This is a genomic window from Rhizobium sp. X9 (assembly GCF_018873185.1).
GTDB lineage: Bacteria > Pseudomonadota > Alphaproteobacteria > Rhizobiales > Rhizobiaceae > Agrobacterium > Agrobacterium oryzihabitans.
Genome location: NZ_CP071312.1, coordinates 1,958,854 through 1,977,317 on the forward strand (window position 1 = coordinate 1,958,854; position 18,464 = coordinate 1,977,317).

Consider the following 18,464-nt stretch of genomic DNA (forward strand, 5'->3'; position numbering starts at 1 on the left):
CCAATTCGGACAGAGGACTGTCCGGAAACGGGCCCTTATTGCCCAAACTTTCCAAACGGGAGGAAGTTACAATGAGAATGAAATCGAAATTCCTGATGGCGACAGCCGCAGTTGCAATGATGGCCGCTCCGGCGCTGGCGCAGGAAAAGCTGAAGATCGGCATGACGTTCCAGGAGCTGAACAACCCCTATTTCGTGTCGATGCAGGAAGCGCTGAAGGAAGCCGCGGCAAGCATCGGTGCCGACGTAGTCGTCACGGACGCCGGCCACGATGTGGCAAAGCAGATTTCCGATGTTGAAGACATGCTTCAGCAGAAGATCGACATCCTGCTTCTGAACCCGACCGACAGCGCCGGCATCGAAGCCGCCGTGCATGCGGCCAAGGCTGCCGGCGTGACGGTTGTTGCGGTTGACGCCAACGCCAACGGCCCGGTCGACACCTTCGTCGGCTCGAAGAACCGCGACGCGGGTTACCAGTCGTGCAAGTATCTCGGCGATGCCCTTGGCGGCAAGGGTGAGGTCGCTATCCTCGACGGTATTCCTGTCGTGCCGATCCTGCAGCGCGTCGAAGGTTGCAAGGCAGCGCTTGCAGAATTCCCGGAGATCAAGCTTGTTGACACGCAGAACGGCCGTCAGGACCGCTCCGTTGCCCTGGGTGTCGTCGAAAACATGATCCAGTCCCGTCCGAACCTCGCCGGCATCTTCTCGGTCAACGATGGCGGTGCAATGGGTGCGCTTGCTGCGATCCAGGGTTCCGGCAAGGACATCAAGCTGACCTCGGTAGACGGTGCTCCGGAAGCTGTGAAGGCAATTGCCGACGGTGGCCCTTTCATTGAAACCACCGCGCAGTTCCCGCGTGACCAGGTGCGCGTTGGTCTTGCCATGGCGCTTGCCCAGAAGTGGGGCGCCCGCGTCGTTCCGAAGGAAGTGCCGATCGACGTCATGGTCGTTGACAGCAAGAACGCCGGCGATTTCAGCTGGTAAGAATTCCTCCCAGGTCCCGTCCCCACCTTGTGTGGGGGCGGGACAAGTCCCGACCATCGAGGAGGGTGAAATGCTGGAACTGAATGGAATAAGAAAAAGCTTCGGCAAGATCGAGGTCTTGCGCGGTGTCGACCTTCAGGCGCGCCCCGGCGAGGTGCATGCGCTTCTGGGAGAGAACGGCGCGGGTAAATCGACGCTGATGAAGATCCTCTGCGGCATTTTGCAGCCTTCGGAGGGAACGATCCGCATCGACGGAACGGATCGCCGTTTTGCCAATTATGACGAGGCGATTGCCGCCGGTATCGGCATCGTGTTTCAGGAATTCAGCCTGATCCCCTATCTCAATGCCGTGGAAAACATGTTTCTTGCCCGCGAAATCCGCGGGCCGCTGCGCCTTTTGAACAAAGGCGCCATGCGCAAGCGGGCCGCCGAAATCATGAGCCGTCTGGCTGTCGACGTTCCGCTCGATGTGCCGGTGCACCGCCTTTCCGTTGCCCAGCAGCAATTTGTCGAAATCGCCAAGGCGCTGTCGCTGGATGCGCGCATTCTCGTTCTCGACGAGCCGACGGCGACGCTCACCCCCTCAGAGACCGAGCATCTTTTCAAGGTCATGCGCGAGTTGCGGCGTCAGGGTGTCGCGATCATCTTCATTTCCCATCATCTTGAGGAAATATTCGAGATCTGCGACCGCATCACGGTCCTTCGCGATGGCGAACTCATCGGTTCCTGCCTCACCTCCGAGGTCGATAATGACCGGCTGGTGGAAATGATGGTCGGCCGACGCATCGAGGCGAGCTTCCCGCCGAAGCCGAAGATCGACGCTTCCGCGCGCAACGTCATCGAGGTGGAAGAGCTTCAGCTGAAAAGAGGCGGCCCGGTCTCGCGTTTCTCGCTACGGGAAGGCGAAATACTCGGCTTTGCCGGTCTTGTCGGTTCCGGTCGCACGGAAACGGCACTCGCCATGCTGGGTGCGCATTCCGCTTCCCGCCGCAAGGTGAAGGTGGATGGCGTGGACACGCGTTTTTCCGGACCGGATGAGGCGCTGGCGCGCGGTATCGGCCTGCTTCCGGAAAGCCGCAAGGAAGAAGGGCTGATCACCAGCTTCTCCATCCTGCAGAACATTTCGCTCAACAACTATCGCAAGTATCCGAAGGCTCACTGGTTCATCGACCTGAAAAAAGAGCTGGAATACACCAAGAAGGCCATGGCGCAGGTGCAGGTCAAGGCGCAGGGCCCCTTTGCCCGCGTCGACACGCTCTCCGGCGGCAACCAGCAGAAGATCGTCATCGCCCGCTGGCTGAACCATGACATGCGGGTACTGATCTTCGACGAACCGACACGCGGTATCGATGTCGGCGCGAAAGCGGAAATCTATGCGCTCATGCGCGAATTTGCCGCCAAGGGCCATTCGATCATCATGATCTCTTCGGAGCTGCCGGAAGTGATCGGCATGTCGGACCGCGTCTGCGTGTTCCGTTCCGGCGGCATCGTCGCCACCGTTGAAGGCGAAGACATCAATTCGGAAACAATAATGACAAATGCCACCACCGGGAGGGTTGAACATGTCGCTTGATGCAAACACCGGCGTTGCCGCGAAAACGAGCGGTTTTGGTTTGGGCAACCTCTTGCGCTCACCGCTCGCCCTGCCTTTGGCAGGCCTGATTGTCGTATCGATCCTGATGGGGCTTGCGAGCGACAATTTCTTCAGCGTGAACAACATCATGAACGTGCTGCGGCAGGTTTCCGTCGTTGGCATCCTCGCCGTCGGCATGACCTTCGTCATCCTCACGGGTGGCATCGACCTTTCGGTCGGCGCGGTCATGGCGCTTGTCGGCACGCTGTCAGCCGGCCTGATGGTAAATACCGGCCTGTCTCCGGCGGTTGCTTTGCCGGCTGGCCTTTTCATCGGTCTCGGCATCGGTATCTTCAACGGGGCGCTTGTCGCCTGGGGGAAGATGCCCGCCATCATCGTGACGCTCGCCACCATGGGAATGGCGCGCGGTCTCGGCCTCATCTATTCCGGCGGCTACCCGGTCAGCGGCATTCCGAGCTGGATTTCCTGGTTCGGCGTCGGCCGCATCGGCGTCGTTCCGGTTCCAGTCGTTATCATGGTGGTGATTTATGCCGTGGCCTGGGTGCTGTTGCAGCGCACGGCTTTCGGCCGTCATGTCTATGCACTTGGCGGAAATGAACTGGCGGCCCGTCTTTCGGGTGTGAAGACCCAGCGCGTCAAGCTCGCGGTCTATGGCATCTCGGGCGTCACGGCAGCTTTTGCCGCGCTCATCCTCACCGGCCGCCTGATGAGCGGTCAGCCCAACGCAGGTGTCGGTTTTGAGCTCGACGCCATTGCGGCGGTTGTTCTCGGCGGCACGGCGATTGCAGGCGGCAGGGGCCTGATCCTCGGCACGCTTATCGGTGCGGTGCTGCTCGGCATCCTCAATAACGGTCTCAATCTCGTGGGTATCAACCCCTATCTGCAGGATGTCATCAAGGGCGCCATCATCCTGCTTGCCATCTATATCGGGCGCGAATGGCGCTGAGCCGGCTCGAAACATCTTTAAAAACGCAGGAGAATTAAATGTCTGAATCGCTGCAAGGCAAGATCGCAGTCATAACCGGCGCCGCATCCGGTATCGGGCTGGCCACCACTGAAGCCCTGTTGGAACAGGGCGCGACCGTGGTCATGGTCGACTGGAACGAGAAAGCCTTGAATGAACTCGCCGGCAAGCTCGGCGAACGTGCCATCCCGCAGGTGACGAACCTTCTCGATGCCGACAGCTGCAATGCCATGATCCCGGAAATTCTGGAGAAGGTCGATCATATCGACATCCTCTATTGCAATGCCGGCACCTATATTGGTGGTGACCTCACCGAAACGACGCCGGAAGCCATCGACAAGATGCTGAACCTCAACGTCAATGCGGTCATGAAGAACGTGCAGGCCGTCGTCCCGCATATGTCGGAGCGCAAGACCGGCGACATCGTCGTGACCTGCTCGATCGCCGGACATTTCCCGACCTATTGGGAGCCGGTCTATTCGGGTTCGAAATGGGCAATCACCAGCTTCGTACAGGGCATGCGCCGCCAGATGATCCCCCACGGCGTTCGCGTCGCGCAGGTCTCTCCCGGCCCCGTCGTTTCCGCACTTCTGGCAGACTGGCCGGAAGAAAACCTCCGCAAGGCCAAGGAATCGGGCAGCCTTATCGATGCGAGTGAAGTGGCCGATGCGGTGGTCTATATGTTGACCCGCAAGCGCACCGTCACCATCCGTGACATGCTGGTGCTGCCCACCAACTTCGATCGCGTTTAAACTACACTCCCAAGGAGTATCGCAAATGGCTTCCTACCTGATTGGCGTTGATGTCGGTACCGGCTCTGCCCGTGCCGGTGTCTTTGATGTGGCGGGCAGGCTTCTGGCCACCGCCAAGCGCCCGATCACGATGCACCGTGAGGACGGCGGCATCGCCGAACAATCGAGCGGTGAGGTTTGGAAGGCCGTTTGCGACAGCGTGCGGGAAAGCGTTTCGCAGGCTGCCATAGATGCTTCATCCGTGGTTGGCATCGGTTTCGATGCCACCTGCTCACTCGTCGTGCGCGGGCCTGATGGTGAGACCCTTCCGGTCGGCGCGCCGGATCATCCCGAACGCGATATCATCGTCTGGATGGATCACCGCGCCGTCGAACAGGCGGAGCGGATCAATGCCGGCGAACATGCCGTTCTGAAATATGTCGGTGGCCGGATTTCCCCGGAAATGCAGACGCCCAAGCTGCTGTGGCTCCGCGAAAACAGGCCGGACATCTATACTCGCGCCGAGCACTTCTTCGACCTGACGGACTTCCTCACCTGGAAAGCCTCAGGCGCGCTCGATCGCTCCGCTTGCACCGTCACCTGCAAATGGACTTATCTCGCCCATGAGGAGCGGTGGGACGCGGAATATTTTACCCGCATCGGGCTTGGCGATCTGGCGGAGCAGGGTTTCCGCCGTATCGGTGAAAGCGTCGTCCATCCCGGCACGGCGCTGGGCAACGGCTTGACGGAAGAAGCCGCAGAAGCCATGGGGCTGGTTGCGGGGACCGCCGTTGCCGCAGGCCTGATCGATGCGCATGCCGGTGGCGTTGGCACGGTGGCTGCGGGCGGTGATGCATCGCGATGCCTCGGTTATGTCTTCGGCACCTCTTCCTGCACCATGACGACCACCGCCGAACCCGCCTTCGTGCCGGGTGTCTGGGGTCCCTATTATTCCGCCATGGTTCCCGGCGCATGGCTCAATGAAGGCGGCCAGTCCGCCGCCGGTGCCGCCATCGATTATCTGGTGCAATTGCACCCGGCCTTTGCCGAGGCAAAAGCGCTTGCCGGGAAGGAAGGCAAAGCCTTGCCGGTATGGCTTGCCGACCGCGCTCTTGCCCTTGCCGCATCCGCTTCCGCCGCAGTCGGGATCGCCGAGGATTTTCATGTGGTGCCGGAGTTTCTCGGTAACCGTGCTCCCTTCGCCGATCCCCATGCCCGCGCGGTCATTGCAGGTTATGGCATGGAGACCGGTGTGGACTCCCTCGTCGCGCTTTATGTGGCGGGCCTTCTCGGCCTTGGTTACGGACTTCGCCAGATCATCGAGACGCAGGCCCGCAACGGCGCGCCGGTGGAAACCGTCAGCGTCAGCGGCGGGGCAGGCGCTCATCCGCTTGCCCGGCAATTGCTGGCGGACGCAACGGGGCTTCCCGTCGAACTGACCGAATGCGAAGAACCGGTGCTTCTCGGATCTGCGATGCTTGGCGCGGTTGCTGCGAGAACCTATCCGGACCTGATGGCGGCGATGCCCGCCATGTCGCGGATCGCCAGCTGTGCGGCGCCTGACCCTGCTTTTCAAAAGGTTCACCAGTCGCGTTACGACGCATTTCTGGCCTTGCAGGATGCGGCGCGTGCCATTCGCTCCGCCAGCCATTCCTGAACCGCGTCACAAGCTTAGATCATCCGGCCGTATTGGCCGCAAAATAACGAGGATTCCATGCAGTTTTCCGGAAAATCCGTCATCATCACCGGCGCAGGCAAGGGCATTGGCCGCGCCTGCGCCATCCTGATGGCTGCGCGTGGCGCTGACGTCGTGGCAATCAGCCGGACGCAGTCCGATCTCGACAGCCTGAAAAGCGAAATCGGCGGCCGCTCGATCCGTGTCGATCTCGCCGATGTTGCGGCGACGCGGGCCGCGATGGTCGAGGCGGGTCCGTGCGATTTTCTCATCAACAGCGCGGGCATCAACGTGCTCGAAAGCGTGCTCGATATGAGCGACGGAGGGTATGAGGCCGTGCTCGGCATCAACCTGCGTGCAGCACTCGTCACCTGCCAGGAATTCGCCCGCGCCCGCGTTGCAAAGGGTGGCGGCGGCGCAATCGTCAACATCACCTCGATTGCCGGTCATCGCGGTTTTCAGGATCATCTCTGCTACGCCGCGTCGAAGGCCGGGCTTGAAGGCGCGACCCGCGTTCTCGCCAAGGAACTTGGGCCGCATGGCATCCGCGTCAACGCTGTCGCACCCACCATCACGCTGACTGAACTGGCTGCCGAAGCATGGAACGATCCGGCCAAGAGCGCACCGATGATGGTTCGCCATCCGCTGCAGCGCTTTGCCGAGGCTGAAGACGTGGCACAGAGCATCGCACTGCTTCTGTCAGATGATAGCAGCATGATTTCCGGCGCGGTGTTGCCCATCGATGGCGGGTTCCTCGCCGTCTGACGTTTAGGGGATGCGCGGGGTGCAAATGTATTGCCGCGCATCCTGTCTCAGGACTGGATATCCCGCTCAGGTCAGATCCGGGTGCTTACCAACCAGCTGATTGCGTTTTGCCTGAAGAATTTCCTTCTGTTCTTCAAGTTTGAGCAGCTCGTCGTCTATCTCCTCGACGCTTTTCTCGATGTGCAGATATTGCTCTGCCAGAAGCGATTTGGCTTCCTTTCGGCTCGACGCATTCGGTGTGTCACCATAAAGCGGCCGGTTGGCTGTTTCCTTGAGGAAAAACGTTGTTGCGATGCCGAAGACGGCCGCCACCATGAGATAATAGGCCGGCATATAGATATTTTCCGTGACCTCCACCAGCCATGCGGTGAGTGTCGGCGTCAGCCCGGCCACGATGATCGAGATATTGAATGCGATAGCCAGAGCGCTGTAGCGGATGCGGGCTGGAAAGAGCGCTGGCAGGGTGGATGCCATGATCCCGATCAGGCAATTGAGCGCGACCGCGAGGATGAGCAGTCCGAAGAAAATCTGAACAACCTGCCCGCTGGCAATGAGATGAAATGCCGGCAGCGAGAGAAACAGGATCGCCGTGCTGCCAACCGCCAGAAACGGCCTGCGCCCGATGCGGTCGCTCAAAAGCCCGATGGCGGGCTGGACGAACAGCATGCCGACCATCACCGCGATGATGATGAGGACGCCATGGTCCTCGCTGTAATTCAGCGTTTTTGACAGATATGTCGGCATGTAGGTGAGCAGCATGTAATAGGTCACGTTGGTCACGAGGACCATGCCGATGCATATTGCCAGCGACCGGGAATGTTGGCTGACAATCTCGGCGATGGGAACCATGGGCCGCTCTTTCAGCGACTGCCGGTCTTCTTCTTCGGCCCGGTGCAGGCGTTCGGTGAAGGCGGGCGTCTCTTCCGCCGCGTGGCGGAGATAAAGCCCGATCAACCCGAGGGGTGCTGCCAGAAAGAACGGAATGCGCCAGCCCCAGTCGAGGAACTTGGCTTCGCCCATTGCGGTGCTGAGGAGCACGACGAGCCCCGCGCCAAGCACGAAGCCGGCGATTGAGCCGAAGTCGAGCCAGCTGCCAAGGTAACCGCGTTTCCGGTCAGGCGCGTATTCCGCCACGAAAATGGCCGCACCGGTATATTCGCCGCCGACGGAAAACCCCTGGGTGAGCTTGCATAACAGCAACAGAATGGGTGCCCATATACCGATGGTGGCATAACCGGGGATAAGGCCGATGCAGAAGGTGCTCGCGGCCATGATGATGATTGTCAGGGAGAGGACTTTTTGACGCCCGAATTTGTCACCCATGGCGCCAAAAAATACGCCCCCCAATGGGCGGATAAGGAAGGGAACGGAGAAAGTTGCGAGCGCCGCCACGGTTTGAACGGCGGGGGCAGCATCCGGGAAAAAGACCTTGCCGACGGCGTAGGCGACGAAACCGTAGACGCCGAAGTCGAACCACTCCATCGCGTTGCCGAGAGCGGCTGCCGTGACCGCCTTTTTGACCTTCTCATCATCGATGACGGTGACGTCGTCGATGCTCAGCGGAGTGGCCTGTATCTGGTTGTTCAATCACTGTCCCCTTGAACTGCATTGCGCGCGATTTTTTAAACGTCATGAAAATGCTCGATTCGCTGAAGCGTTCCATCTCTCGGCAGAACAATCGGGCCTTCGGCTATATTGGGGGTGACAACGGGGTAGCCCGGTAAGACAAAGAAAAACGCCCGGCTGGCAGCCGGGCGTTTTTTAAAGATTAATGGCGGTGCTCAGGCATCTCCTTGAGCTGGTCCTTGGTCCATGAGGTGACCGCGTGGACATCGCCATCCTCGTCGCGCATGAAATCCAGGTCGCTGAGCGGGACTGCGACGGGCTTTGCGCCGATGCCGAGAAAGCCGCCAACGTCGATGATTGCGGTGCTGCCAGCGCCAACGCCATGGACATGATCGACCTTGCCGACCTTGTGGTCATCTGCGCCATAAACTGTGGCACCTTCCAGAACGGACGGGGTCAGTTCCGTTTCAACGAGGCGTACGTGATTGGTGTGATCCACTTTTCTTCCTCCTGCTTGGGGTTGCCAGAGATGAACTCCCGCAAGGCGAAACCGTTCCATCGCGCATGGTGGATGTTGTGGCAAACCGATTGTCGGGACGCACGGCTGGCTGCTATGAAACCCTATAGGCGGCCCGTCTAAAAATCGCGCTTGAAAAGAATGAACACGTGTGCAATATGAACGCGTGTTCAACCTTTATAGAGATGGTTATTTCGCATGGACTCGATGCCCTATCCGGATACGTTGGCAGCCCGTGCCGAACTGTGCCGCAGCGTTATTCTTTCCGCCGGGGAGCTGGTGCTGAAAGGCTTTGAGGGCGAGGCGACACGCAGCTTCTCGATGAAGGGTCCGCAGGACTTTCTGACGGTGACGGATGCGGCATCCGAAGCGCATATTCGCGGAGCGATCGCTGCCTGCTTCCCCGAGGACAGTTTTTTCGGTGAAGAGGGCGGCGGTGTGATCGGTGACCGCGTCTGGGTCGTTGATCCCGTGGACGGCACCGCGAATTTCGCCCGCGGCATTCCCCATTTCTGCATCTCCATCGCCTATGTCGAAAACGGGCAAACCGAATTCGGCGCGATCTACAATCCGGCTCTCGATGAGCTCTATTTCGCCCGGCGCGGAGAGGGGGCAACGCGCAACGGACAGCCCATCCGGGTTGCTGAAACGGAGCGTTTCGATGCGGCCTCTATCGAAATGGGCTGGTCGACCCGTATCGCGAATGCCACCTATCTCGATGTCGTCAAGAACCTGCTTGATATGGGCGCCAATGTGCGCCGCGCCGGTTCCGGCGCGCTGGCGCTTGCCTATGTGGCCGATGGCCGTTCCGATGCCTATCTCGAATTGCACATGAATTCATGGGATTGTCTTGCGGGACTGTTACTCGTCAGCGAAGCTGGCGGCGATGTCTGCCCTTTCCTGGAGATTGGTAGTCTTGAAGATGGTGGGCCGGTGCTGGCCGCAGCTGGCGGCGTTGCGAGCGGCGTCAGCCAGGCATCGAAGATACCATTGGCAGAGCGGCAGCCTTCGGATCGGCAGCAGGCCCTATCGGCCTGAATTTAGACGGGCACCCGTCCGTGACGGGTGCTTGGTGTATGTGGAGGAATGACATGGATGGACCCGTTTATGCCCGGCCTGCGATCAGCCTGATTGCGGAAGGGCTCGGCCCGCATAACGCTGCGCTTTATATCGGCGGCAGCGATGGTGCGAGCGATCTTGGGCTCCTGCGCCGGCACGGCATTACCACCGTCGTTAATTGCGCCGTCAATCTGGATATCAATCTCGTGCAGGCGACGGCCGAAGAGGGCGACAGGCGTGCCGTGGGTTATGGCGATATCCGCTATTACAAGCTCGGTCTCATCGATGGCGAAGGCAGCCCCGACACCATGATGCTGGGGGCCTACTACATCCTCGACGGTGCGCTTCGCCAGACCATGCCGAAGCGGGAAACCTATCCCTTCCCCGATGGTGGCAATGTGCTCGTCAATTGCCGCAGCGGCCGCAGCCGGTCCGTATCATTGGTCGCGCTCTTCCTGCACAAGCAGCAGCCGCATCTCTATCCCACACTTGACGATGCACTGGCCGTGATCCGCACGAAGCGGGAATTGCGCCCGGATGAATGGTTCGAGACGCCGAAACCGATGCTCTATGCCGCAGCCCGCCGTGCTTCCGACTGGATTGACATGGTCGAGGGCAGAAAGACTGTTCAATCATGCTGAAACGCACGCTTCCCTCCGTCGCCGTTATTGCCGATGCCCATTTTCATGACACGGCGGCCGATTTCGGTTTCCCCGGCATAGAGATCGGTGGTGAGCGCATCACCATGCGCAGCTGGTCGGATACACGCGAATCCACCCGTGTTTTCAACGAAAGCGCCGATGCGTTGCATGCCGCGCTCGAAGAGGTGCGGCAGCGCGGCATTCGCCACGTGGTGCTGCTTGGCGACTATACCGACGACGGCCAGCGGGCGACCTCCGAGACACTGAAGGGCATTCTGGAGCACCATCGCGATGCCCATGGCACCGCCTTTTATGCATTGCCCGGAAATCACGATATTTTCGGTCCGCGTGGCCGGCACCATACCAAGGAATTCCTGACGGAGAACGGCAAATGCCTTTCCGTTTCGAGCGATGCGCGACGGGCCGGCGACCGGGTCGTGATCAGCGACCGGATGTATTGCGAAGGTTATCCTGCGGGCCTGGAGCCAATGGCGGCCTTCGGTTATTTCCGCCAGCCGGACTACCTGCACTGGGAAACACCGTTCGGGCTTTCCGATGCGGCGGAAGACCGGCTCTACGAGGTGCGCTCGCCCGATGGCCGCAATGTCTACCAGCTGATGGACGCTTCCTATCTGGTGGAGCCGGAACCCGGCCTCTGGCTGCTGATGATCGACGCCAATATTTTCGAACCGCTCGACGGCGTTTTCGAGAGGGGTGAAGAAGCAGCCTTCACCGACAGCACCTCCGGCGGCTGGAATGCGCTCTTGCGCAGCAAACCCTTCATCATCGACTGGATTGCCGATGTGCGTGAGAGGGCGGAGGCGCTCGGCAAGACCTTGCTCGGTTTTTCCCACTATCCGGCGCTCGATCCCTTCGATGGCGCAAGCGGTGCCGAAAGCGCGCTGTTCGGCGAAACCAATGTCGTCCGCCGCACGCCCCGCAAGGCAGTTGAGGATGCGTTGATCAAGGCCGGGCTTAAACTTCATTTCAGCGGGCATCTGCATGTGGAAGGCGTGACCCGGCGCGGGGAGGGCGAAACCTCGCTCACCAATATCGCCGTGCCGTCCCTGGTCGCCTTTCCGCCCGCCTTCAAGATTGTGCATCCTTCGCAGCACGAAGTTTCCGTCGAAACGGTGGAAATGGCCGCCCTGCCGATCAACGATCGCATTTGCCGGGGTTATGCGCAGGAAACCGCACTTGCGGGCGAGGACGACGATCCGGCGTTTGCGGCGGGCGATTACGGTGATTTCCTGCTTGGCCATAAACGCGCGCTGATCAGGCATCGTTATTTCACAAAGGAGTGGCCAGCCGGGATCGTGGCGGCGATTGCGGATAAAACCGTATCGGAGGTTATCGGCCTGCTGGGAGAGCAGAATATTGCCCCGCATGATGCCGTCCTGTCCTCCGTGCTGCCGATGTTCGAGCTGATTGCCGACTGGTATTGTCTGCGTCAGGGCGCGGGCCTGGCGCTTGCGCATATCGAGCCTCAACGGCTTTCCCTTTACCGGGCGCTGGCGGCGCGTTTTGGCCGTGAGCCCGATCATCACGACGGTTCGGTTAAGAGTTTTATCGAAATCTTCTTCGGCGCCCTCGGGCTGTTTCTAGAGCGTGCCGAAGGCGGTTCGCGACATCTGGAACTGCGTCTCATACCGCAACGTCAATCCATTGCGGTGTGATACGAAGATTTTTTCGCCGCAATCGGCGATGTGAACGGGGCATCTCAGCGGCCCCTCCGGGAAGAGTGGCGGCAGGCAGGACAGGCGAGGTGATCTAGTGGAATCGGTCGTTGTCAGCATCAATCTGTTCGGTGCGGTGGCCCTGCTGCTTTTTGGCCTTGGCCAGATCAAGGACGGGATGTCCCGTGCTTTCGGCGCCAGGCTTCGCATCGGGCTGGCGGCCGGTACCCGTGGCGGGTTTCGCTCCTTCATCGCCGGCCTCGTGGCGACGATCGCCCTGCAGAGTTCGACTGCCACGGCGCTGATGGTCGCCTCCTTCGTCGAAAAAGACCTCATCGCACCGGCGATGGCGCAGATCGTGCTGCTCGGCGCCAATGTCGGAACCGCCACAACGGCGTGGATTGTCGCACTCGGGCTTGGCTGGTTGTCGCCCATGCTGATCCTTGCCGGTGTCATTTTGCTGCGTGGAAAATCGGTGCAGCGACAGGGCGCAGGTGCGGCCCTTGCCGGCGTCGGTCTGATGCTGCTTTCCCTGCATCTTCTCTCGGCGGCCACGGATCCCATCCGGCAGTCGCAGTCGCTTAACCTCTTCATTTCCATGCTTGGCAATGCCTGGCCGGTTGCACTGATCTTTTCGGCGGTACTGGCCGTGCTGGCGTCCTCCAGCCTCGCCATCGTCGTTCTCATCCTGTCACTTGCGGCAAGCGGCGGCATCGAAACGAGCCTTGTCATCGTGCTGGTGCTCGGCGCCAATCTCGGCGGCGCGGTTCCGCCGGTGCTGGCAACGCTGAAGGCGCCGGTTGCGGCGCGCCGGGTGGCGCTCGGCAACCTCATCGTCCGCACGACCGGCTGTGTCGCAGCCCTGCCGCTTGCGGGATATGGCGCAGCACTGCTCGACATGTCGCCTTTCTCGCACGCCAATCTTGCTGTTGATGCGCATCTCATCTTCAACCTTGCGGTTGCCGTCATCGCATGGCCGCTATCGCCCCTGCTGCTGCGGGTGACGACCGCGCTGCTGCCGGAAAAAGAGGGAGCCGAAAGCAGCCGCAGCTATCTCGACACGCACGATCTGAACCAGCCGGTTGCGGCTCTTGCCGGGGCGAGCCGCGAAGTGATGCTGGTCGGTGACCTGATCGAGCGCATGCTGCGTCAGGCGAGCGACGCCATGCGCGACAGCGATCTTTCGAAACTCAATGATATCAGCGCGCTGGAAGGCCGGGTCGATCGTATCCAGCACGCCATCAAGGTCTATGTCCTCAAGGTTGGCCGGGATGGACTGTGCCAGAAGGACCAGCGGCGCGCGATGGATATCGTCGAATATGCCATCAATCTGGAGCATATCGGCGACATCATCGAGAAGGGCATCCGCCCGGAAATCGCCAAGAAGATCGACCTCGGTCTTAGCTTCTCCGATGACGGCAAAAGCGAACTGGAGCGTCTTTTCTCCATCACGCTCGACAATATCCGCATGGCGCAATCGGTTTTCGCAACCCGCAATGCCGATCTTGCCCGCCGGCTGGTGGAGGTGAAGGAAGATGTGCGGCGGCTGGAAAAGCAGTCATCGGACCGTCATCTCCAGCGTCTGCGCGATGGCCGGGCCGACAGCATCCAGACAAGCTCCGTGCATCTCGACATGCTGCGCGATCTGAAACGCATCAACGCCCATATCGCCGCCGTCGCCCATCCAATTCTCGATGAAAGCGGTCTTCTGATCGAAAGCCGGATCAAGCAGGCGGGTTAGAGCAAAATCGCGCAGCAATTTTATGCCCTGTGTGCATCTTTCTAACGCGCGGTAATGCGCTCGACCATCGCAACGGGCACGACCTGAAGCCGCGTTTCCGGCTCGTCGCTGTCAAGCGCGGTCAGGACCTTCTCGGTCAGCGCGTCGAAGGATTGGGCGACGGTGGTCAGCTGATAGCTTTTCCAGCCGGCCTGAGGAATATCGTCGAAACCGACGATCGACACGTCTTCCGGCACCCGGCGGCCCATTTCCAGCCGCGCCGCATCCATGAAACCGAGCGCGAGCAGGTCGTTCACGCAGAAGGCCCCGTCTATCGTCTTGTCGACCAGCAATTCGCAGCCGGCCTGATAACCGCTGTCATAACTCGTCGAGCCGCCCGACCAGGGGACAACCTCGATGCCTTCGATGCTCATGCGCTGGGTGAAAGCGCCGGCGCGGCGCAACTGTGCCGGCGTCTGGCTGCCGCTGGAAACGACCGCGACCTTCCTGCATTTTGCCTCCACAAGCCGCGTGGCGGCGAGATCGGCACCGTGGGAATCGTCGCTCAGCACCATGTTCGTATCGGTCCGGTCGAGGAGCCTGTTGATGAGAATGAGACGTACGCCGTTGGCGATGCACTCGTCGACGATCGAGGCCGGCGGCTCGCCGGACAGGACGATAATGGCCTGAGCGCGAAACTCGAAGAGCAGCTCGATCAGCGGCGCGATATCCTTGCGCGCATCCGCCGCGTTCAACAGCAGGCATTGCAGGCCGCGACGTAAAAGGCCGATGCTGAGCAGATCGAGCTGCTTTGAAATGAATGGCGAGCTAAGATTGGCCCCGACCACCCCGATGAGATTGGAACGGTCATTGTTAAGACCCTGGGCCAGACGGTTGACGCGGTAGCCAAGTTCGTGTGCGGCCTTCAACACCTTGCGCCGGACAGCCTTCGATACGCTGCCGCCGGGGGTGAAAGTGCGCGAGACGGCGGAGCGCGAAACCCCGGCCTTTTTCGCCACTTCTTCGGCCGTCACGAACCCTCTCGTCATTCAACTCCCCCTTGTGAAACCTCATGTCTGATATCACAGGCCATAGGGGATCGACTATTCCAATCGTAATATTTCTGATGCCAGGCGCTCCTGTGCAGGAAAGGCGATCCCTGCTTCCGCCAGCAAATATATCGTCCTTTTCATCATCATTTTGCCGGAAAAGACGCTTGTGCACGGGCCGGCGTGAAAATTCGCAAAAATGAATCAATAAAATCATTTAAAAACAATATGATAAACTAATGATCGCGTGTGCATTTTTTCGTTGACAAAATGCCGTTTAGGATCGATCATGCATTCCAAGGTCAGGCATTTTATGGAATTTTCATTCTATATTTTGCTTGCCGGCGATGTTCCCAGGAGGAGCTGGATCATCGTTGCTTGCGGGCCTGATATGCCCGCTGCTGAAGCATTGACACATTGCTCATGTTCGACGCACGCGCCGCCTGTATCGCAGGTTGCGCGCAGGCAGATGCTTGCCCGCGTGTCGGAGCAATGTTGCGGCCATATGGGGAGGAATAATGGCTCTTTTAAGCGAATCAACGAAGGCGGAGGCACTGGGGCGTCCCCCGACGACCGCGCCTTCGGCATGGCAGGCCTGGCGATATCGCCTCAAGGTCGCGCTCAGGGAGCCGACGACACTCATCGGCGTGCTGACGGCGTTGCTTTTCACCTATCTGATCGTGGTTCCGATCATCTCGATTGTGCTCGATGCCGTCCGCGTCCAGTTCGGTCACGAACGGCGTCTCGGCAAGGATGTCGGTGATCTCACGCTTTATTATCTCGACAGGGCGTTCTTCTCGCCCGTCGCAACGGATCTTTTCTGGTATCCGCTCTTCAACACACTCACCGTTGCTTTGGGGGCGATTGCGCTTTCGCTGGTTATCGGCACGGTGCTTGCCTGGCTTATCAGCCGCACGGATATGTTCGGTCGCCGCTGGTTCGCGACTGCGCTGATCGTGCCCTATATGCTGCCCGCCTGGACCTTCGCTCTTGCCTGGACGACGCTGTTCAAGAACCGCACCGTCGGTGGCCAGCCGGGCTGGTTCGAGGCGATGGGCCTGACACCGCCGGACTGGGTGGCCTATGGGCGCTTCCCGATCACCATCATCCTTGCCCTGCATTACACACCTTTCGTCATCCTGCTGTTCGGTTCGGCGCTGCGCCGTTTCGACTCGCAGCTGGAGGATTCGGCCCGCATTCTTGGCGCCCATCGTTACCAGGTGGCTCTGCAGGTCATCCTGCCGCTGATGCGTCCGGCGCTGCTCTCTTCCATGGTGCTGATCTTTGCAAAGTGCCTCGGTGAATTCGGCGTACCCTATGTTCTCGGCCTTCCCGTGAAGTTCGAGGTGCTGTCGACATCGCTGTTCCGCAGCATCGCCTCGCGCCAGACCGGTGTTGCCGGTGTCGTTGCTGCCTCGATCATGCTCATCGGCATCATCACGCTGATGATCGATGCCCGCCTCGTTCGCGAAGCCCGGCGTTTCGTGACGATCGGCTCCAAGGGTTCCATGAACCGGCAAAGCCGTCTCGGCAGGATGCGTCTTCCGGCAACGGGCTTTGCGGCCGCTGTCTTCATTCTCAGCGTCGGCCTGCCTTTGCTTACACTCGCTCTCTCGACCGTCATGAAGATGCCGGCCAAATTCACGTTCGACAATTTCACGCTCGACTACTGGATTGGCAGCAATCTCAACACGGTGGCCTTGCAGACCGGCGTTCTTCTGAGCCCCGATCTCTGGGCGGCTGCGAAAAACACGATGATGATCGTCGGTCTTGCCTCGCTCACATCAGGCGTTCTCGGCCTGCTGGTCGGTTACGTCGTCATCCGCACGCCGGTGCGGGCGCTGTCGGTCTATCTGCGTCAGGTCACGTTCCTGCCCTATCTGGTGCCGGGCATCGCCTTTGCCGCCGCCTATCTCTCGCTGTTTGCGGTGCCACGCGGGCCGATGCCGGCACTCTATGGCACGGTGACAATCCTTATCCTGGCGTTGATCGCCGACCAGATGCCCTATGCTTCACGTGCGGGTATCTCGGCCATGACACAGCTTGGAAAGGACCCGGAAGAGGCGGCGCAGATTGCCGGTGCCGGCTGGTTCCGCCGCATGATCTCGATCGTCATTCCGATCCAGAAGGGATCGCTGGTGACGGGGGTTCTGCTGCCTTTCATCTCGGGCATCAAGGGCCTCAGCCTGTTCGTGATCCTCGCCGTGCCAAGCACGGATGTCCTGACCACCTATTCGCTGCGGCTGGTCGATTACCACTATACGCAGGCCGCCAACGCCGTGGTGCTGATCATCGCTGGCATTGCCTATTTCGGTACCCTGCTGGCCCAGAAACTGACCCGCACAAATCTTGCAGAAGGACTTGGAAGCTGATGCCTACCATCAACCTGCGCGGGGCGCAGAAAAACTACGGTGTGAATTCCGCAAATGCGGTTTCCGATCTCGATCTCGAAATCCGCGACGGCGAATTCATGTGCCTGCTCGGCCCTTCCGGCTGCGGCAAGACCACGACACTGCGCATGATCGCGGGCCTTGAAAATCTTTCCGGCGGTGAAATCCGTGTCGGCGACAGGGTGATAGATTCTGTCAACGACGGCATCTTCGTGCCGCCGGAAAAGCGCGAAATGGGCCTTGTTTTTCAGAGCTACGCGCTCTGGCCGCATCTGACCATCGAGCGCAACACGGATTTCGGCCTGCGCCTGCGCAAGCTGCCGAAAGCCGAGCGGGAGGAGCGTGTCGAGCGCGTCATGCAGGCGCTCGACATTGCCAAGTACCGTGACCGTTATCCGTCGCAGCTTTCCGGGGGGCAGCAGCAGCGTGTGGCGCTTGCCCGCATGCTTGCCGTCAATCCGGGTGTGCTGCTTCTGGATGAGCCGCTCTCCAATCTCGATGCCCGGCTGCGGCTGGAAATGCGCGCCGAGCTGAAGCGGCTGCACAAGGAGTTCAAGACCACCATCGTCTTCGTGACGCATGACCAGTGGGAAGCCATGACGCTTGCCACGACCATTGCGGTGATGAACGAGGGCACGCTGCAGCAGATGGGCACGCCCAACGATATTTACGACCGCCCGGCCAACCGCTTCGTCGCCGAATTTGTCGGCAGTCCGCCGATCAATATCCTGACCTTCGGCCAGCCCGGTGTGTCCGATATCGCCGACAATGCGGAGGCCTATTTCACAACGCGTTATCCGCAATTGCGCGGCATTGCCTCGGTCGGCATGCGGCCGGAGGCGATGGGTTATGCGGCAAGCCGGGAGGATGTGCCGCAGGGCAGCTTCTCCGGAGAAATGACGGTGACGGGCGTGCTTCCCACAGGTGGCAGCTGGATTCTCGAATTGAGGAGCGAGAACCACACGCTGTTCCTGACCACCCATGCCCTGCCGCGCGTCGACAGTGGCGACCGCGTGTTTTTCCACGTGCCGCCGGAGGCCCTGCATGCCTTCGACGCCAAGGGGCAGCGGATTACCGAGGCGGACACGGTGCTGAGGAGCAGTTCCTACAACTGAAAACGACGAAAAGACTGAC

15 protein-coding genes are annotated in these 18,464 nt (G+C 60.2%); 12 read left to right on the top strand and 3 right to left on the bottom strand.

Annotation, left to right across the window (positions count from 1 at the left end):
- The first annotated feature begins 71 nt into the window (after window positions 1-71).
- The 6 genes from JZY08_RS23920 (at window position 72) to JZY08_RS23945 (ending at window position 6,712) form a co-directional block, all read left to right on the top strand.
- A complete protein-coding gene (locus JZY08_RS23920; RefSeq protein ID WP_080600415.1) occupies window positions 72-983 on the top strand; it encodes an ABC transporter substrate-binding protein in 912 nt (303 codons plus the stop codon).
- 70 nt (window positions 984-1,053) lie between these two features.
- The gene (locus JZY08_RS23925) at window positions 1,054-2,556 is read left to right on the top strand and encodes a sugar ABC transporter ATP-binding protein (RefSeq protein ID WP_003498873.1); all 1,503 of its coding nucleotides are present in this window, start codon (window positions 1,054-1,056) and stop codon (window positions 2,554-2,556) included.
- Window positions 2,546-3,523 carry an ABC transporter permease gene (locus JZY08_RS23930; protein WP_003498875.1) on the top strand — a complete coding sequence of 326 codons (978 nt, stop codon included), beginning with the start codon at window positions 2,546-2,548 and terminating at the stop codon, window positions 3,521-3,523. The genes JZY08_RS23925 and JZY08_RS23930 overlap by 11 nt, the downstream gene beginning before the upstream one ends.
- Before the next feature lie 38 nt (window positions 3,524-3,561).
- Window positions 3,562-4,293: an SDR family oxidoreductase gene (locus tag JZY08_RS23935; RefSeq protein ID WP_082184971.1), complete on the top strand. Its 732-nt coding sequence runs from the start codon at window positions 3,562-3,564 to the stop codon at window positions 4,291-4,293.
- Window positions 4,294-4,318: 25 nt separating this feature from the next.
- Complete coding sequence (locus JZY08_RS23940) at window positions 4,319-5,929, top strand: FGGY-family carbohydrate kinase (protein ID WP_216331901.1); 1,611 nt, start codon at window positions 4,319-4,321, stop codon at window positions 5,927-5,929.
- Window positions 5,930-5,986: 57 nt separating this feature from the next.
- Window positions 5,987-6,712 (top strand): SDR family oxidoreductase, encoded by a 726-nt coding sequence (locus tag JZY08_RS23945; protein WP_216331903.1) that lies wholly within the window; start codon window positions 5,987-5,989, stop codon window positions 6,710-6,712.
- A 66-nt stretch (window positions 6,713-6,778) separates the two neighbouring features.
- Here the strand turns inward: JZY08_RS23945 and proP are convergent, their stop codons facing one another.
- Entirely contained in the window at window positions 6,779-8,299 is a 1,521-nt protein-coding gene (gene proP, locus JZY08_RS23950) for a glycine betaine/L-proline transporter ProP (RefSeq protein ID WP_216331905.1), read from the bottom strand.
- A gap of 181 nt (window positions 8,300-8,480) precedes the next feature.
- Window positions 8,481-8,777, bottom strand: coding sequence for a PRC-barrel domain-containing protein (locus JZY08_RS23955; protein ID WP_078052845.1), 297 nt, complete (start codon window positions 8,775-8,777; stop codon window positions 8,481-8,483).
- 216 nt (window positions 8,778-8,993) lie between these two features.
- Here JZY08_RS23955 and JZY08_RS23960 point away from each other — a divergent pair, with 216 nt between their 5' ends.
- The 4 genes from JZY08_RS23960 (at window position 8,994) to JZY08_RS23975 (ending at window position 13,912) form a co-directional block, all read left to right on the top strand.
- Window positions 8,994-9,833: an inositol monophosphatase gene (locus JZY08_RS23960; RefSeq protein WP_216331908.1), complete on the top strand. Its 840-nt coding sequence runs from the start codon at window positions 8,994-8,996 to the stop codon at window positions 9,831-9,833.
- A gap of 53 nt (window positions 9,834-9,886) precedes the next feature.
- Window positions 9,887-10,495 (top strand): dual specificity protein phosphatase, encoded by a 609-nt coding sequence (locus JZY08_RS23965; protein ID WP_003498887.1) that lies wholly within the window; start codon window positions 9,887-9,889, stop codon window positions 10,493-10,495.
- Entirely contained in the window at window positions 10,489-12,171 is a 1,683-nt protein-coding gene (locus JZY08_RS23970) for a metallophosphoesterase (RefSeq protein WP_216331910.1), read from the top strand. Before JZY08_RS23965 ends, JZY08_RS23970 begins: the two co-directional genes overlap by 7 nt.
- Window positions 12,172-12,268: 97 nt before the next feature.
- Entirely contained in the window at window positions 12,269-13,912 is a 1,644-nt protein-coding gene (locus tag JZY08_RS23975; RefSeq protein WP_216331912.1) for a Na/Pi cotransporter family protein, read from the top strand.
- 41 nt (window positions 13,913-13,953) lie between these two features.
- On the opposite strand, the gene JZY08_RS23980 is transcribed toward JZY08_RS23975, so the two are convergent.
- Window positions 13,954-14,940, bottom strand: a complete 987-nt coding sequence (locus JZY08_RS23980; RefSeq protein WP_216331913.1) for a LacI family DNA-binding transcriptional regulator — start codon at window positions 14,938-14,940, stop codon at window positions 13,954-13,956.
- Between the two features lie 518 nt (window positions 14,941-15,458).
- Here JZY08_RS23980 and JZY08_RS23985 point away from each other — a divergent pair.
- Window positions 15,459-17,312 carry an iron ABC transporter permease gene (locus JZY08_RS23985; protein WP_216331914.1) on the top strand — a complete coding sequence of 618 codons (1,854 nt, stop codon included), beginning with the start codon at window positions 15,459-15,461 and terminating at the stop codon, window positions 17,310-17,312.
- Entirely contained in the window at window positions 17,312-18,445 is a 1,134-nt protein-coding gene (locus JZY08_RS23990) for an ABC transporter ATP-binding protein (RefSeq protein WP_216331915.1), read from the top strand. Before JZY08_RS23985 ends, JZY08_RS23990 begins: the two co-directional genes overlap by 1 nt.
- Window positions 18,446-18,464 lie beyond the last annotated feature (19 nt).

Excerpts from the sequence above, each read along its gene's own strand:
- JZY08_RS23920 (WP_080600415.1), top strand. The coding sequence starts at position 72 with ATGAGAATGAAATCGAAATTCCTGATGGCGACAGCCGCAGTTGCAATG.
- JZY08_RS23925 (WP_003498873.1), top strand. The coding sequence starts at position 1,054 with ATGCTGGAACTGAATGGAATAAGAAAAAGCTTCGGCAAGATCGAGGTC.
- JZY08_RS23930 (WP_003498875.1), top strand. The coding sequence starts at position 2,546 with ATGTCGCTTGATGCAAACACCGGCGTTGCCGCGAAAACGAGCGGTTTT.
- JZY08_RS23935 (WP_082184971.1), top strand. The coding sequence starts at position 3,562 with ATGTCTGAATCGCTGCAAGGCAAGATCGCAGTCATAACCGGCGCCGCA.
- JZY08_RS23940 (WP_216331901.1), top strand. The coding sequence starts at position 4,319 with ATGGCTTCCTACCTGATTGGCGTTGATGTCGGTACCGGCTCTGCCCGT.
- JZY08_RS23945 (WP_216331903.1), top strand. The coding sequence starts at position 5,987 with ATGCAGTTTTCCGGAAAATCCGTCATCATCACCGGCGCAGGCAAGGGC.
- JZY08_RS23960 (WP_216331908.1), top strand. The coding sequence starts at position 8,994 with ATGGACTCGATGCCCTATCCGGATACGTTGGCAGCCCGTGCCGAACTG.
- JZY08_RS23965 (WP_003498887.1), top strand. The coding sequence starts at position 9,887 with ATGGATGGACCCGTTTATGCCCGGCCTGCGATCAGCCTGATTGCGGAA.
- JZY08_RS23970 (WP_216331910.1), top strand. The coding sequence starts at position 10,489 with ATGCTGAAACGCACGCTTCCCTCCGTCGCCGTTATTGCCGATGCCCAT.
- JZY08_RS23980 (WP_216331913.1), bottom strand. The coding sequence starts at position 14,940 with ATGACGAGAGGGTTCGTGACGGCCGAAGAAGTGGCGAAAAAGGCCGGG.
- JZY08_RS23985 (WP_216331914.1), top strand. The coding sequence starts at position 15,459 with ATGGCTCTTTTAAGCGAATCAACGAAGGCGGAGGCACTGGGGCGTCCC.
- JZY08_RS23990 (WP_216331915.1), top strand. The coding sequence starts at position 17,312 with ATGCCTACCATCAACCTGCGCGGGGCGCAGAAAAACTACGGTGTGAAT.